The following is a 14,072-nucleotide window of genomic DNA, read 5'->3' on the forward strand; positions in this document are numbered from 1 at the left end:
AAACTGGTGCGGTTAGAGCTTTAAGGGGACTGTATTTCGAGTAGTATTTATAGCAGAAGAGAAAAAATTTGCTGTACAATATACAGATTATATTTATAAATCTAATTTATACAAAACGGAAAATAATATATTAGAATTATGATTTATTTACCAGTACCCTTTAACTAATAACGTTAAAGGAGACGCATATGAAAAAATCTTTTATTTTGATTGTGTCCTTTGCCATTGTAGTTGGACTTTTTTATACAAAGCTTTCAATGACGCTTGTTTGTATCGGAATTTTTGCTGCTTTTATCGGTACCCTTGCTGGGGGTGGTGGGCTTATTACGATCCCTGCTATGATGCTTGTTGGCATACCTATTCAACAAGCATTGCTACGAATAAATTTTCATCAGGCATTGCAGCGTTGTCGAGTATCTTTTATCTTCTTTATCATGAAGAGCTTCGACTAGCATCTATTATAAAATACGTTGCAGTAGCCATTGCTGGAGGTATTTGTGGAGCACTTCTAACTGTATCTATGTCAGAGAAGGCCATGAATATTATTGCATGTACTTTACTTATTTTCGCCCTATTTGTAACGTTGAAAAATAAAGAATGGACTGTTACCTCGGAAGAAAATGACACGAAACACAATAATAGATTATGGCAGCCGTTTTTAATTGCGGCTTATGATGGTGGCTTCGGACCTGGCTCTTCAACCTTCAGCATACTACATTATTTACGCTACCATTACTCCTACATAAAGGCAGTACAGCTCACACGTGTGCTTATATTCGGGAGCTGTACTGGAGCATTTTTAGTATTTTACCAAACTGGCTTTATTCAATGGGAATACGCGATTGCGATGGCAGTAGGGTCTATTATCGGCTCTCAACTCGGACTTTTAGTTCTACCGAAAATTCCGATAAAAGCAGCTAAAATACTACTAATAGTTATTATTTCATTACTACTTATTCAAGTAACAATAAAAATAATTTAACGGCTTAAATGCTCATGAATTAGCTTCCACTCATTATTCTCTTTTGCAAAAACATTCGTCGCTCTTCCGCTACCTGATACAAATTTCCCGTTATGATACCCTTCATAATGGTATGTATAAAGACAGGTAGCAGATTTTTCATCAACCGTAAGCCATTGAACATCAGTAGCAGAATAAACTTCTTCCTTTATCAAATTCCATGCATTATTAAAATAAGCTCCTATTTCTTCTAAGGTTGTGCATGATTTATCGCTAAACCAATACACAGCTTGAGGATGCAAAATTTCCTTTACGTTATGAAAATCATGGGAATTTGTCGCTGTAATATAACGCTCTAAAGCTTTTTGATACATCAAGAAACCCTCCTTTTCCAACAATATTAGCTGAAATACCATTATATAGGAATATCATTATGGCTAATTACGAGAAGTACATGCTAGTAGTATTGCTTGTTTAATAATTTTCACTTCTAGTTAACATAGCTGGATTAATGATGTCTGCTACAGCCAAATATAGATTCTCCGGATATTCAGCAAGACGATGGCATAAGTATAAATACCAATCAGTTCCATACGTAAGATAAATCTTACAGCGGTACCCCTTCTCTTTTAATTGACGTATCAAATCAGGCTGGACACCATAAAGCATTTCTATCTCAACATTTGGCTGATTAAAATATTGTCTTTGTTCCATTTCTTGAATCAATACTTCATCATGCGTAGCTATCGAGATAGAATGCTTGGCATTAATCAACTGCTCTACATAATGAAGATAACGTTCATTCAGTGCTTCTGATCTTTTCATAGCAAGGTCGATCGGCTCCTGGAAAGCACCTTTAACAAGCCTTATTTTCCCTGGATATTGAATAAGCTGCTGTATATCCTCCTCTGTACGATAAAGATGAACTTGTAGTGTAATCCCGACATTGGTATATTGGCTTGCTATTTTTTTATAAATATCGAGGATATCGCTCGTCTTTGATGACTCCTCCATACTAATCATTAATGTAATTCTGAACTGATATGCTTTTTTAGCTAGCTCCATTAAGTGTTTATATGCTAGTTCTGCATTAACAGAAAGTCCAATATGCGACAAATCTAATGACACTGTTTGTCTTATCTCCAATGCACCCATTCCCTCAATAAGCTGCAAATATTCATCTTTAGCCTTTTGACATTCCACTAAAGCAGTTGTATTCTCCCCTATAAACTCTAGGGATATTTGATAATCCTTGGTGATGAATTCTCGAGCAATCGGAATAGCATCCTTTCTCCCTTCACCGGTAACATACCGTTTCGCTGCCTTCCATAATAACGGATAGAGTTCTGTTGACTGTTGAACGTCCTGTTTCATTTGAGCATTTCTTGCTGCAGATTTTAATGCTTGAATCACTATTTCTTCTGTCTTTTTCATTTTTATTCCTCCTCTTTTCTATTTTCCAGTACTTTAACATGATAAAATTGGTAGGAGTAGAACCACTTTATAGAATTTTTCAAGGTACCAATTTTAAGTAGGAGGAGAGAAAGTTGTTATGGATACCAATCGATCGTTCTTCAGATATACCTCTAAACCGGCAAGTTTATCAGCAAATTCGGGAAAAAATATTAAATGGCCATCTTCAAGCAGGTGAAAGGCTAGCATCAACACGTGAGCTCTCTTTCGAGCTGAAGGTTTCAAGAAATGTCATATTGGAAGCTTACGATCAATTGTTAGCAGAGGGATTTTTAATTGCACGAAGTGGTTCAGGTACATTTGTTGCAGAGGGGGCCTTTTTAACACAGCATGAGGCACCATTTTTATTTGAAGTCGATGAAAAAAAGATGAAAAATCATATTATTAATTTCCGTTCAGGTATTCCAGCATTGGACTTATTCCCCCGTAAAACATGGGCCAAGCTATCACATCAACTGTGGAATGATATTGAATCAACTAATTTTGGATATGATTTTCCAGAGGGTCGTTTAGAATTAAGACAAACGTTAGCACACTACTTATTAAGAACTAGAGGTGTTCACTGTCATCCAGAACAAATTGTCATTACATCCGGCGCTACACAAGCATTGACACTTGTTTCTCGATTGCTTTTATCACCTAATGATATAGCCATTATAGAAGATCCTATTACGAATGATATTCAAACGATTTTTAAATCTTCAGGTGCCTCTCTTTATCCAATACCTGTAGATGAATATGGGATGAAGACAGCCTTAATACCAGAAAATTTGCATCCTAAATTTGTCTTCCTAACTCCATCACATCAATTCCCACTAGGGGGTACGTTACCAATACAGCGCAGAATTCAATTAATCAATTTCGCCAGAAGGAATAATTGTTTTTTAGTTGAGGATGATTATGATAGTGAGTTTCGCTATGAAGGTCCACCTGTCAGCTCTTTACAAGGTTTAGATCTAGAACGTGTACTCTATATAGGCTCTTTTAGCAAGATTCTTTCTCCAGCATTAAGAATAGGTTACATCGTTCTCCCAACTCATTTAATCGAGAAATGTCGGCAGCTGAAATGGCTTACTGATTTACACACACCATCATTAGATCAGCTTATTCTTGCTCATTTTATTAAAGAAGGCTATTTAGAAAGACATATTGCAAAGATGAAGAAGTTTTATAAAAACCAGCGAGATTTTCTTATCCAATGTTTGCAAACAACCTTTTCAAATAAAGTGAAGATTTTAGGTTACTCTACTGGTATGCATTTAATTGCTGAATTAGAGGATATTCATTTTTCTAAAGAGCTATTGTTTAAAATCGAACAACTTGGTGTAAAGATATACCCTGTAGAGGATCATTCGATAGAGAAAGGGAAAAATACTAATCGGATTATTTTAGGGTATGGACATTTAAAGAAGAATGAAATAGAAGAAGGCGTGACAAGACTATTTCAAGCAGTCTATGATGAGGTAAAGTAAAAAAAGGGGATATCAAATGCTCGCTACTGTTCAGAAACAACAAAATAACTATGTCGTAAAATTTAATCGTCCACTGTCACATTCAGTTGATGCTGTTTGGGCAGTATTAACGGAGAATGGCAAACTTCAAAAATGGATGAATAATTTAGAAATCATTGATCTTCGAAAAAACGGTAAAATCCATTTTAATATGAATGATGGAACAGATGCTTATATGGAAATAACGATTACAGACTATGTTGAGAAGGAAGTGCTCGAATTTGAATGGGGTAAAGATACAGTCCGATTTGAACTCTCCCCCACTAGTAGCGGTTCCATATTAGTTTTACTTGAATCGATTGGTGAGCTAACTGAGCATACACCAAAAGATTTAGCTGGCTGGCACATATGCTTAGACCTGCTTTCAGACTTATTAAATGGAACTGTACATGAAGAATTTCCAATGGAAGAATGGCAAAAATGGTTTGCAGAATATAAGCAACTTGTGGATGACGTAGAAAAGATTTAACCATCATAAATAAAACTCCTAGGATGTGTGAAGTTCACCATGCCCTAGGAGTTTTTATTAATGATAAAAAGCTGTAGCCATTTCAAGTGCTTTTAGCGGCTCCTTGATTGAATCAAGTGTATAGACAAGCTTGTCGTCCTGCCACACGATTAAATTTCCTGATTCATATACATCTAAATGTGCAGATCCGTGTTGCTTTGGAATAGGAAGCATATGCGATTCTAAAAATTGTACTGCCTGCTTAGCAAGCTTTACACCGGCTTCCGGATTGTCTGTTCTTGTTTGAGTCGCTATTGCCCATCTTCCCTCATTCCAACCAGTCCATAAAGAGCCAGCACCTGCATCCTGATAGCCTTTTATGTTGGAACTAAGGTCAACCTCTTGACCGCCATTTTGATGATAGTTCTCAAAAGAAATTTGCTTACTTGCTTCGTCGGCACTTTCATATTGCTTCACTAAGAGACGAGCAATAACGGTCGCTCTATCTGGTTGTTTTAGTTTAATATCGTTGATTGGCAAATACTCTTTGCTTTCAAAAAATACTATTTCAACTTCGTTAGCTTCCGCCTTCGTTGTTGCCGTTAAAAATGTACCTTCTGTGATCGGTAGCCCTTTTGGTAAAGTTATAGGTAAATCCGTTTTAAGCTGGTCCTTAACATTTTTTAGTGCCCCAGCCTGTGTAATCGATGCTACTGTGTTTTCCTTATTCGTTTTAGAAGATTCCTGTTGATTTTCCTGCAATTGCTGCTCTTCTTGCGGCTTGTTTGGCACGTTAGGTTTTTCTTCTTTATCAGAGCATGCAGTGATTATACTGAAACTTAAAAGCATGAATGTAAAAACTACTTTTTTCATGGCGTTGGCCCCCCCTTTATTAAGAGCGATCGAGCTGACCTTAGAAGTAATCTGGTATGCCCCGAAGAACTGATCGGGTTCGATCCGAAACTGATCAGGTCCCCCCGGGTTCATCTCAGAACTAATCGTGTAAGGTCACTTCTTTCTTCCCTACCTAAAAACTATTTTAGTTACTTAAGTTCATTAATTTGCTTCGTCAGTTCGTTAAACTTTTGATCAAGCATAGCGTAATCCTTATCCTTTACCGTAAGAAAACTAAGCTTGCCGAGTATTTCTTGTCTTTCATTTTCAAGTTTTAAACGAAGAGCGGCTTTATCATCGACTTGAGAAGGAGCACTATCTCTCCATTTTTTCTCAATGCGTTTATTTTGAACTTCCCACACACTATCAGTTACCTTCTCAAGAAAATATCTATCATGTGAGACAACAAGTAATGTTCCCTTATATTGCGCAAGTGTTTTCTCTAACTGCTCCCGAGAAGGTAAATCAAGGTGATTCGTCGGTTCATCTAAAATAAGCACATTTTTATCCTCTAAAATATATGCCATTAGTTTACACTTTACACGCTCGCCCATACTCATTTTGCCTATTGGAGCAGTCCAATGTGCTGGTGTAAAACCTAAATGCTTCATTAAATTTCGAACTTTCCCTTGCTCCTCAAAGGTTTCTTTATAAAAGTATTGCTCCGGTGTCTGATCCAGTGGTAAATCAAATACTTCCTGTGTTAAATAGCCGATGTTTGCAGCAGGAGATAGCCAAATTTCCCCTTCTGCCTCTACCTGCCCTAAGAGTATCTTTAATAATGTTGTTTTGCCACTACCATTTGTCCCAATAATGGCAATTTTCTCACCAAATTTTGCAATTAAATTTACATCCTTCAATAAAGCTCGTTGCTCAAAGCACTTCGTTAAACTCTTTGTCTCTAAAAAACGCTTGCCCACTCGTTGATTTGTGTCTAAAGAAAAACGAATCTCTTCTTCAGGTTCTACAGCTTCAATTTTAACCTTCGCAAGCTCCTTCTCTAATCGTTTTTTCTTAGATTTAACTTGCGAGTCCATACGTTTTGCTTTTACACGATAAAATTCCTTAAAGCCCTCCTGCTTTGTAGACTGCGCATGTGCCTTCTGTGACCAGGATGTTAACTCTTTCATCTGTGCCTCTATACGTTCAATATTTTTTTGCTGTTTATCATAGGCACGTTGTTGTGTTAGTCTTTGGTGTTCTCTAGCGGCCATAAAACTACTATAATTGCCACTATGTTCAATGAGCTTCCCTTCTTCTAGCGACCAAATTTTAGTTGCAATCTCATCTAAAAAATAGCGATCATGAGAGACAACAATGATGGTACCATCGTAATTTTTTACTTGCTCAATTAACAATGCCGTACTTCGCTCGTCTAAATGATTCGTTGGCTCATCTAGTAAAAGTAATTGAGCATTTTGTGCAAAACCATCAGCAAGACGCATTTTTAGCTTCTCTCCACCACTTAATGCTGAAAATAACACATCTGGCACCTGCCATTTAGCAAGCAAATCAGCCTCGTTTGCAGTTACCTCCAGCGTATCAAAATGCGCACTCTCCTGTTCTACATAAGCAACTTTAGCAGACTGCAACCAACGTAACTGTCCCGAAGTCGGCACGATCAAGCCTGCAATCAACTGCAATACTGTGGATTTACCAGCACCATTTCTACCAATTATGCCGATGACCTCGCCCCTCTTCGCAGTTGCTGTTACCTGTTCAAAAATCTTTGTATCCTGTATTTCATAACGTACATCTTGTAATTTTAAAAGTTCCTTCATAACATCCATCCCTTTCCGTTCGGAGGGACAAAAAAATCCCTCCAAGTATTTTGGAAGGATTAGTCTTAAAAATATCATACACAAAAAAGCTTATGAACAAAGCTTTGTTTGTGTTCCATTACTAAGTAAGCCACTTCTCCTATCTGCTTCTAAATAAAGAGGTTCAGATGGAAAATGAAGCACTTGTAAGTATCGTACAACCTCGTATCGACAAAGCTTGTTCGATACGAGATGCGCGTTATGGAAAATGGGCAGACTAATCCTATTTTGATTCTGAAATATAAAATTTCATGCGCAAAAAATAAGATTAGTTAATCATTAGCCACCCATCGTCCCTTCATCTGTAATTACAATAATTGTAACATCATTGTCTTTAAAACAACAACGGTAAAGTTGTAAAATAATTCTTCACAAGTAACATCATACTAACCAGGCAATTCTTATTGGTTCATAGTGTCCTACACTTCATTACCATCTCGAGCAATCATACGAGCGAATCTCTCTTCTTGCAATGGTTTGGAAGCGCCAACCCCTTCTGCTACTCCATCGGAACCCAGCAATAGACTCTCTCCCTACAGCAGTTAGGAAGAACCAAAAGCTTGATCCATTAAACATCCATATATACGTATTTCTAAATAAGCATGATTGAATACCACTTGTACCTATTCCCCACGGTGGAGTCGATGGCACAAAACTAGGTGGTGGTCCAAGAGGCATTTGACCTGCTGGTGGTGGGCCAAAATTAGGCGGTCCAAATGATGGTGGTGGTCCAAATCCAGGCGGTCCAAATGATGGTTCGAAATTAGGTTCATTCCCGCTTGGAGGTCTGAAATCCTCTCCATATGGATTGTTATACATTAAAAACTCCTCCTTTTACATATTTCAATATATGTAAAAAGGCGAATAACCGTTGAGCAATTGCCTATCTTTAGGGGAGCTTTGTAGACTACACTCAACCAATTATTCCATTGGCTAATATTGTATAATGGGAGAGTATTTCCAAGAAAAGGAGCCCTTATGCGAAAACTATTTTTAATAATTACTTCCATAATTGTATTACTAGGCATTTGGTTACTAATTTCTTCGAATCAAGCCACTGAATCTACAACAAGTATCCAAGCGAAGCTAGCTGACGTAAAGGATTTCAAATATTATTTAGATCAAGGAAACGATAAGATTGGCAAGGAAATGGCTAACATGGATTTGGTCATTGTGGAACCAATCGAAATGCAGCAGAAGTATATCGACCATGCTCAAAAAAATGGAACACTAATATACGACTATATAAACGCTATGGAAGCAGACAAATGGAATTCAGCGCTTTATAGTCAATTAAATGAAGCAGACTTTTATAAAGATGCGTATGGAGAAAAGATGTATTTCGCTGAGTGGGATTCGTATTTAATGGATATGACCTCTCAACACTATCAAAAGCTTTTACTAGAAGAAATTCAGAAGCAAATTGTTCAAAAAGGATTGGATGGTGTGTTTTTAGACACTGTGGGCAACATTAATTCTTATTTACCTGAAAAAGAGCAGGAAGTACAAAATAAAGCAATGTTATCCTTCATCAAAAAAATAAAACAGCAATATAACGGCTTGTCTGTTGCGCAAAATTGGGGCTTTCAAACATTAGCTGATTATACAGCGCCATATATCGACTTTATCATGTGGGAAAACTTCTCGTATGATGTAGTTGGAGAAGATGACTGGGCATTGGATAAGATGAAGCAATTAGTTCACATACGAGATAAATTCGGTACTCAGGTGATGGCGATTGGATTTGAGGATGAAGAAAAAAGTCGTGCTTTAGCAGAGAACTATCAATTTAAATTTTTCTATAGCCCCGCTGGATCTCACTACAATACTTGGCAGTAAAGTCCTTTAATAGCACTATAATACCCTCTGCAACACTAATCAGAGGGTATTTTTTAGTAGTGAAATTATATAGATAAATAAGCTTGCATCACTCGCCAATCCTCAAGCTTTTCCTCAAAAGATTTAATATTTTTACCTGGTATCGGACTGGTCGAGGGCATTTTTTGATAGGCTCGACCAACTAAAACCTCAAAGCCAATATGTTTTTTAAAAACTTCGAATGCCTTTCCACCATTAAAAAGCACCAACTCAATATTTGGATACTGTTTAAAAAGCATTTTAAAATCATTCGGCTTTTCATTACGAATAGCTGCATCTAAGCTTCCTTTACGCTCGCACGATTCTATCGTATCCCAAAGGCCAATATGATTGCTCTTTAACAATTTTAATCTTCGTTCATAGTCATCTGGTATATTTACCTCTAATATTTCTCCTAAAATCGGCCAAAAGTGATTGCGTGGATTGCCATAATACTGCTGTTTCTCTAATGATTGCTTTCCAGGCATTGAACCGACAATTAGCACCTTTGTTGACGAATCAATAACTGGTCGCAAGACATTTTTTAGTTCATTTGACACTACAATCACTCCTTCCCTTTATTGTAGCGGAAAATCAGAGCCGACAAGTATTTCCTTCGAACTTTTTACATGAAGTTTATTTGATGAAAAATTTTTTATATAAGACCTTACGATTTCATAACCAATACAGTACCCTATCCATTTAGGAAGCTTTCCACCATATAAAAATTCAATATGATTGTCTAATCCTTGAATATTAATTTGAGGTAAAAAACGCTGCTTCCATATCTTCAACATTTTATCCAAAGAGTAGTAACTCAACCAAGGGGCTAACCATTGATCTCCGTAAATTTCTTCAACTGCACATTCTGCTAAGCCTTCTAAAATTAAAGAATCCAATAAGGACACTTCGTCTAGCGTCTTATTTAAATATTGTAAACGACAAACATGATTGTACTCATGTGCAAATAACGCTTTAAGTTCCTCTTTTTCAAGCTCTCCTATAAATAAAAACAAAGCATTTGGATAGGCGACACCATTTTTATTTGTCATTGTTTGTTCCTGTGTTATCGGAAAAATATAGATTGGTATATTTGGACCGCTCCATCTCTTTTTTAAATAAATAAATTCCTTTTGCACCACTTCCCACACATTTTGTTCCTTTAACTTTTTTAAATCTATTTTTTCATGTGGCTGAAAAAGACCCTGTTGCTGTAGTTCAAATTGTAGTTCTTCCGGATATCCACCATGAAAGATTTCAACTAAACGACTACAAAGAATGTAACACTGTATTTCATTAAGATTCCTACTGTGATTTTGCCTTTGAGTCTCTATTAATTCATTAAGCCACTCATCGGTAGGTATTACTGACATCCCCTCACCTCCTGCTATAGCTTATGTCTCAAATAGACAATCGGCTAGTGAGGAATGTATGAAACAGCATATATTAATTTGTAAGGAAGTCGAAAGGAGGGATATTTTATGAATCCAGCTGATACTTATAATCTTTGCTGTAAATATCATGGTAAACGTGTAAGAATTACAGATGCATCTGGCAGAGTACATGTTGGAGAGATAACGATGGTGGATAGAAAACATGTGTGGATTCTACCTGATAGACGATATGGAGGATATGGTTTAGGTTTTTTTGGTCGTCGGAATTTTAGAAGACCAGGTTTTGGTGTTGGGATTGTACTCGGAACTATTATCGGAATTGCACTCGCACCTCTATTATTTTTCTAAAATGAGATGTCCAATGATCAGTATCCGCTGCGATATGGCAGACTCATTTTTTTATTTGAGGGAAAAAAAGCCATTTCAATGGTTGAGATGGCTTATTTCCCCTTATTGTACTTGCTCTTGTTGTTGTTTGCTTTCAATCAACTCGGATATTGTGACAAATGTATAACCTTGTTTTTTAAGTTCTGGTACTATTTTTTCCAGTGCCTTAATGGTTTGCGTGCGATCGCCGCCTCCATCATGGAATAAAACAACATCTCCAGGCTTCGATCCCTTCAATACCTTTTGTGTAATTTTTTTCACACCTGGTTGTTTCCAATCTTGAGTATCCTGATGCCAAGACCACATAACTACTTTGTATCCATCCTTTACTGCAGCATTAATCATTTGATCGTTATAATTACCACCTACAGGACGGAATAAAACTGGGGAAAATCCAGTAATACTATTAATGATTCCCTTTGTCTGACGCAGTTCCTTCTGCAATTCAGCTACGGAAACATTAAACGGATGTGAATACGTATGATTGGCCAACTCATGACCTTCAGAATAAGACCTTAAAACAAGCTCCGGATATTTTTCTGCATTTTTTCCAATAATAAAAAAGGTAGCTTTTGCATCATACTTTGCCAGTACATCTAAAATAGCTGCCGTATACTTAGGATCGGGTCCATCGTCAAAGGTTAGGGCAATTATTTTGTCTTCTGTGTTAATGTCCCACACAACTTCGCCTGTCTCCTCATAATAATGTCGACCTTTATCCGCATAGATGGTCAGCTCTGTAAAAAATACCGATATGATTAAAATACAAAGGGTTAAAAGCAATACATATTTACGTGTCATAGCATCACCTCCCAAGTTCAAATTCACATAACTCCGTCAACTTACTATTTACGAATTACAATGAAATATACTCGTGAAAGATTGGCGGTTTTCATTACCTTGTATCACCGATAAATTGCTGTTAAATTTTGAACGAATTGTGAAAACACTCACAAACCACTTTATTTTTTACTAATTAATGTAAAATAAAACACACAAACTGATATACAACAACCATTGGTTTAATTAATTTTTATGCCTGTTGTTATAGTACAAAAAAAAAAAACAACAAAGGGGATTTCATTATGTGGATTATTACAGTTTTTGAACAAAATACTTATCGTATGTTCGAGTACGACACTAAAAACGAGGCAACGATTGCATTAAAAAAATTCAATCATACAGCAATGCTTTCTTATACGAAATAAATAAAAAGAATCAACTCATTCTTACAAAAGGGAAATCGGGTTGATTCTTTTAGCTTTTTACGAACAACATATCTTATTTAAGGTGGCAGAATTACGCTTACAATAATTTTTTTACGGAAAATGTCGAACACCTTTTTATCTATTGCCATATGTATATAGAGAAAAGGAGTGATATTAATGGTGACAATTGAGCCTATTATGATTAAGGGTCATTTTTTCACTGCAGTGATTGTTCAATTACCTAAAACAACACTACTGACAATTTCAAATGAAACGGGCTACATCATGTGTGGGGCTTTAGATATTGGTTTATTAAATGATCGCTTAGCTGACCGTAAAATTATTGCAGGTCGTGCAGTTGGTGTGAAAACAATCGATGAACTATTGACAGCCCCATTAGAATCCGTGACGTATGAAGCGCAGCAGCTCGGTATTACGGAAGGAATGCCTGGTGTAGAGGCATTATTAAAAATGATATAACCGGAAGTTTTTATGTATAAACAAAGCGTCAGTTCAATTTCGACTAGACGCTTTTTTTGTTGATGTATTATGTACAGTTTGAATAAGCTAGACACTCTTTCCCTATACTTTGGGCAAAGGAGTGTTCGTTTTGGATAAAGATAAACATTGGAAAATACATGTAATATTGTTATTAATAGTCGTTATTATTTTTGTCTGGTCTGTCATAAAACCAGCTACCTATTTGGATTGGCTCGCAGAAGTTAGCCCTGCTGTGGTTGCTATTATTATTGTAGTCGCTATTTACAACAAATTCCGCTTCACAACTTTCTCATATGTGATCATTGCCCTTTTATCCATCTTAACATTTATTGGCGGGCACTATACTTATTCAGAGGTTCCGCTTTTTAATTGGATAAAAGAAGAATTTCACTTACATCGGAATAACTACGACCGTTTTGGACATTTCCTAAAAGGTTTGATGGCCATTGTCATTAGAGAAATATTGATACGAAAAACACCACTAACGAAAGGCGCTTGGTTAACAGGTATTACAATAAGTATCATGCTGGCAACTGCTGCTCTCTACGAAATCATTGAGTGGCTCAGTACAAAAGTTTCAAAAGGCGGCAAGGGAGCTAAAGATTTTTTAGGGATGCAAGGAGATCGCTGGGATGCTCAGTGGGACATGTTTTTAGCCCTCATTGGAACCATTTTAACTTTACTGTTATTTACAAAATTCCATGATAAATTATTGAAAAGGCAGGCAAAGTAAATTAATTTCGCCTTGGGCTAAATGATGATAAACAATTTTCCTCTATAGTAAGCATAGCATAACTAATATGAACCTTTCGAAGGGTGGTATTCTATGTACTATGCAAATGTAAGTCAGCACTCGCCCCATCCATCTCGTGTGATTGACGTCACTGGAAACGGAAAAGTAATGGCTACTCCAAGTTATGTTCAACTTCAAATTGAAGTCCAGACAAGAGGAAAAAATGTTCAAGAAGCACAGCAGGAAAATGCAATCATTATGAATCGTGTTATCCAAGCTCTTTTAGATCTCCATATCCCAAGGGAAAATATTCAAACAGCTGTCTATACAATTTCACCACTTTATGATTATGAGGACGGCAAACAGATTTTTAAAGGCTATGAAGTCACAAATGGTATTACCGTTAAAGTAACGGATATGAATCAGATTGGTGTAATTATTGATACAGCTGTGGAAAATGGTGCAAATCGAATCTCCTCTATCCAATTCAACATTGACAATGCCGATGCCTATTATCAACAAGCTCTTAGTTTAGCCCTTCATAATGCGCAAATGAAGGCTAAAACGATTGCCGAGACAATGCATTTGCCTTTACAACCACAACCTATCGAAATTGTTGAGGAACTAGAACATGCGCCAGTTCTGTATAGATCAATGGCGATGGCCGATTCCAAAATTTCTACGCCTATTGAACAGGGTCAAATAGCCATTAATGCGACTGTTCGAGTGAAATTTCAGTATTGAAATGTATAATTCAAAAACGAAAACTCCTCTCTTGGTTTGTCTCGACAACAATTACAATACGAGAGTTTTCTCTTTTCTTCTACAGTTAAATGTAAGATTATTGAATTTATAGAAAAAATAATACGTCATCACCAAAAGTTG

Annotated in this window: 16 protein-coding genes and 1 pseudogene; 9 read left to right on the forward strand and 8 right to left on the reverse strand. The window is 36.6% G+C overall.

Features of this window, described 5'->3' with window-relative positions; translation table 11 throughout:
* Positions 1 to 257: 257 nt before the first annotated feature.
* Positions 258 to 982: pseudogene (locus ACVWXS_RS02200) on the forward strand (sulfite exporter TauE/SafE family protein).
* Here ACVWXS_RS02200 and ACVWXS_RS02205 read toward each other — a convergent pair.
* Positions 979 to 1,338, reverse strand: a complete 360-nt coding sequence (locus ACVWXS_RS02205; protein WP_456955720.1) for a YybH family protein — start codon at positions 1,336 to 1,338, stop codon at positions 979 to 981. The pseudogene ACVWXS_RS02200 and the gene ACVWXS_RS02205 sit on opposite strands and share 4 nt — an antisense overlap.
* Positions 1,339 to 1,435: 97 nt before the next feature.
* Positions 1,436 to 2,395 carry a proline dehydrogenase family protein gene (locus ACVWXS_RS02210; RefSeq protein WP_456955722.1) on the reverse strand — a complete coding sequence of 320 codons (960 nt, stop codon included), beginning with the start codon at positions 2,393 to 2,395 and terminating at the stop codon, positions 1,436 to 1,438.
* A 113-nt stretch (positions 2,396 to 2,508) separates the two neighbouring features.
* Here ACVWXS_RS02210 and pdxR point away from each other — a divergent pair, with 113 nt between their 5' ends.
* Together pdxR and ACVWXS_RS02220 are read left to right on the forward strand one after the other, a co-directional pair.
* Positions 2,509 to 3,906, forward strand: a complete 1,398-nt coding sequence (gene pdxR, locus ACVWXS_RS02215; RefSeq protein WP_456955724.1) for a MocR-like pyridoxine biosynthesis transcription factor PdxR — start codon at positions 2,509 to 2,511, stop codon at positions 3,904 to 3,906.
* 16 nt (positions 3,907 to 3,922) lie between these two features.
* On the forward strand, positions 3,923 to 4,414 hold the full coding sequence (locus ACVWXS_RS02220; protein ID WP_456955726.1) for an SRPBCC family protein: 492 nt from the start codon (positions 3,923 to 3,925) through the stop codon (positions 4,412 to 4,414).
* Positions 4,415 to 4,471: 57 nt separating this feature from the next.
* On the opposite strand, the gene ACVWXS_RS02225 is transcribed toward ACVWXS_RS02220, so the two are convergent.
* The 3 genes from ACVWXS_RS02225 to ACVWXS_RS02235 all read right to left on the reverse strand — a co-directional run bounded on the left by ACVWXS_RS02225 (position 4,472) and on the right by ACVWXS_RS02235 (position 7,926).
* Positions 4,472 to 5,266 carry a hypothetical protein gene (locus ACVWXS_RS02225; protein ID WP_456955728.1) on the reverse strand — a complete coding sequence of 265 codons (795 nt, stop codon included), beginning with the start codon at positions 5,264 to 5,266 and terminating at the stop codon, positions 4,472 to 4,474.
* 170 nt (positions 5,267 to 5,436) lie between these two features.
* Positions 5,437 to 7,068, reverse strand: a complete 1,632-nt coding sequence (abc-f, locus tag ACVWXS_RS02230; RefSeq protein ID WP_456955730.1) for a ribosomal protection-like ABC-F family protein — start codon at positions 7,066 to 7,068, stop codon at positions 5,437 to 5,439.
* Between the two features lie 468 nt (positions 7,069 to 7,536).
* Positions 7,537 to 7,926 (reverse strand): hypothetical protein, encoded by a 390-nt coding sequence (locus ACVWXS_RS02235; protein WP_368638373.1) that lies wholly within the window; start codon positions 7,924 to 7,926, stop codon positions 7,537 to 7,539.
* A gap of 159 nt (positions 7,927 to 8,085) precedes the next feature.
* On the opposite strand from ACVWXS_RS02235, the gene ACVWXS_RS02240 reads away from it, so the two are divergent.
* Complete coding sequence (locus ACVWXS_RS02240) at positions 8,086 to 8,946, forward strand: endo alpha-1,4 polygalactosaminidase (RefSeq protein ID WP_456955732.1); 861 nt, start codon at positions 8,086 to 8,088, stop codon at positions 8,944 to 8,946.
* A 65-nt stretch (positions 8,947 to 9,011) separates the two neighbouring features.
* On the opposite strand, the gene ACVWXS_RS02245 is transcribed toward ACVWXS_RS02240, so the two are convergent.
* Positions 9,012 to 9,524, reverse strand: coding sequence for a DNA-deoxyinosine glycosylase (locus ACVWXS_RS02245; RefSeq protein ID WP_456955734.1), 513 nt, complete (start codon positions 9,522 to 9,524; stop codon positions 9,012 to 9,014).
* 18 nt (positions 9,525 to 9,542) lie between these two features.
* Positions 9,543 to 10,337 carry a DUF2268 domain-containing protein gene (locus ACVWXS_RS02250; RefSeq protein ID WP_456955736.1) on the reverse strand — a complete coding sequence of 265 codons (795 nt, stop codon included), beginning with the start codon at positions 10,335 to 10,337 and terminating at the stop codon, positions 9,543 to 9,545.
* Positions 10,338 to 10,445: 108 nt separating this feature from the next.
* On the opposite strand from ACVWXS_RS02250, the gene ACVWXS_RS02255 reads away from it, so the two are divergent.
* Complete coding sequence (locus ACVWXS_RS02255; protein ID WP_374964782.1) at positions 10,446 to 10,706, forward strand: hypothetical protein; 261 nt, start codon at positions 10,446 to 10,448, stop codon at positions 10,704 to 10,706.
* A gap of 102 nt (positions 10,707 to 10,808) precedes the next feature.
* Here the strand turns inward: ACVWXS_RS02255 and ACVWXS_RS02260 are convergent, their stop codons facing one another.
* On the reverse strand, positions 10,809 to 11,546 hold the full coding sequence (locus ACVWXS_RS02260; protein WP_456955739.1) for a polysaccharide deacetylase family protein: 738 nt from the start codon (positions 11,544 to 11,546) through the stop codon (positions 10,809 to 10,811).
* Positions 11,547 to 11,830: 284 nt separating this feature from the next.
* Here ACVWXS_RS02260 and ACVWXS_RS02265 point away from each other — a divergent pair, with 284 nt between their 5' ends.
* The 4 genes from ACVWXS_RS02265 to ACVWXS_RS02280 all read left to right on the forward strand — a co-directional run bounded on the left by ACVWXS_RS02265 (position 11,831) and on the right by ACVWXS_RS02280 (position 13,931).
* Positions 11,831 to 11,953: a hypothetical protein gene (locus ACVWXS_RS02265; RefSeq protein WP_368638368.1), complete on the forward strand. Its 123-nt coding sequence runs from the start codon at positions 11,831 to 11,833 to the stop codon at positions 11,951 to 11,953.
* Between the two features lie 177 nt (positions 11,954 to 12,130).
* The gene (locus ACVWXS_RS02270; protein ID WP_068985005.1) at positions 12,131 to 12,433 is read left to right on the forward strand and encodes a YunC family protein; all 303 of its coding nucleotides are present in this window, start codon (positions 12,131 to 12,133) and stop codon (positions 12,431 to 12,433) included.
* Between the two features lie 130 nt (positions 12,434 to 12,563).
* The gene (locus ACVWXS_RS02275; protein ID WP_456955741.1) at positions 12,564 to 13,187 is read left to right on the forward strand and encodes a DUF2238 domain-containing protein; all 624 of its coding nucleotides are present in this window, start codon (positions 12,564 to 12,566) and stop codon (positions 13,185 to 13,187) included.
* Between the two features lie 93 nt (positions 13,188 to 13,280).
* Positions 13,281 to 13,931, forward strand: a complete 651-nt coding sequence (locus ACVWXS_RS02280) for an SIMPL domain-containing protein (RefSeq protein WP_427520439.1) — start codon at positions 13,281 to 13,283, stop codon at positions 13,929 to 13,931.
* Positions 13,932 to 14,072 lie beyond the last annotated feature (141 nt).

Source organism: Lysinibacillus sp. TE18511, from assembly GCF_054062295.1.

Excerpts from the sequence above, each read along its gene's own strand:
- ACVWXS_RS02210 (WP_456955722.1), bottom strand. The coding sequence starts at position 2,395 with ATGAAAAAGACAGAAGAAATAGTGATTCAAGCATTAAAATCTGCAGCA.
- ACVWXS_RS02220 (WP_456955726.1), top strand. The coding sequence starts at position 3,923 with ATGCTCGCTACTGTTCAGAAACAACAAAATAACTATGTCGTAAAATTT.
- ACVWXS_RS02225 (WP_456955728.1), bottom strand. The coding sequence starts at position 5,266 with ATGAAAAAAGTAGTTTTTACATTCATGCTTTTAAGTTTCAGTATAATC.
- abc-f (WP_456955730.1), bottom strand. The coding sequence starts at position 7,068 with ATGAAGGAACTTTTAAAATTACAAGATGTACGTTATGAAATACAGGAT.
- ACVWXS_RS02235 (WP_368638373.1), bottom strand. The coding sequence starts at position 7,926 with ATGTATAACAATCCATATGGAGAGGATTTCAGACCTCCAAGCGGGAAT.
- ACVWXS_RS02240 (WP_456955732.1), top strand. The coding sequence starts at position 8,086 with ATGCGAAAACTATTTTTAATAATTACTTCCATAATTGTATTACTAGGC.
- ACVWXS_RS02250 (WP_456955736.1), bottom strand. The coding sequence starts at position 10,337 with ATGTCAGTAATACCTACCGATGAGTGGCTTAATGAATTAATAGAGACT.
- ACVWXS_RS02255 (WP_374964782.1), top strand. The coding sequence starts at position 10,446 with ATGAATCCAGCTGATACTTATAATCTTTGCTGTAAATATCATGGTAAA.
- ACVWXS_RS02260 (WP_456955739.1), bottom strand. The coding sequence starts at position 11,546 with ATGACACGTAAATATGTATTGCTTTTAACCCTTTGTATTTTAATCATA.
- ACVWXS_RS02265 (WP_368638368.1), top strand. The coding sequence starts at position 11,831 with ATGTGGATTATTACAGTTTTTGAACAAAATACTTATCGTATGTTCGAG.
- ACVWXS_RS02270 (WP_068985005.1), top strand. The coding sequence starts at position 12,131 with ATGGTGACAATTGAGCCTATTATGATTAAGGGTCATTTTTTCACTGCA.
- ACVWXS_RS02280 (WP_427520439.1), top strand. The coding sequence starts at position 13,281 with ATGTACTATGCAAATGTAAGTCAGCACTCGCCCCATCCATCTCGTGTG.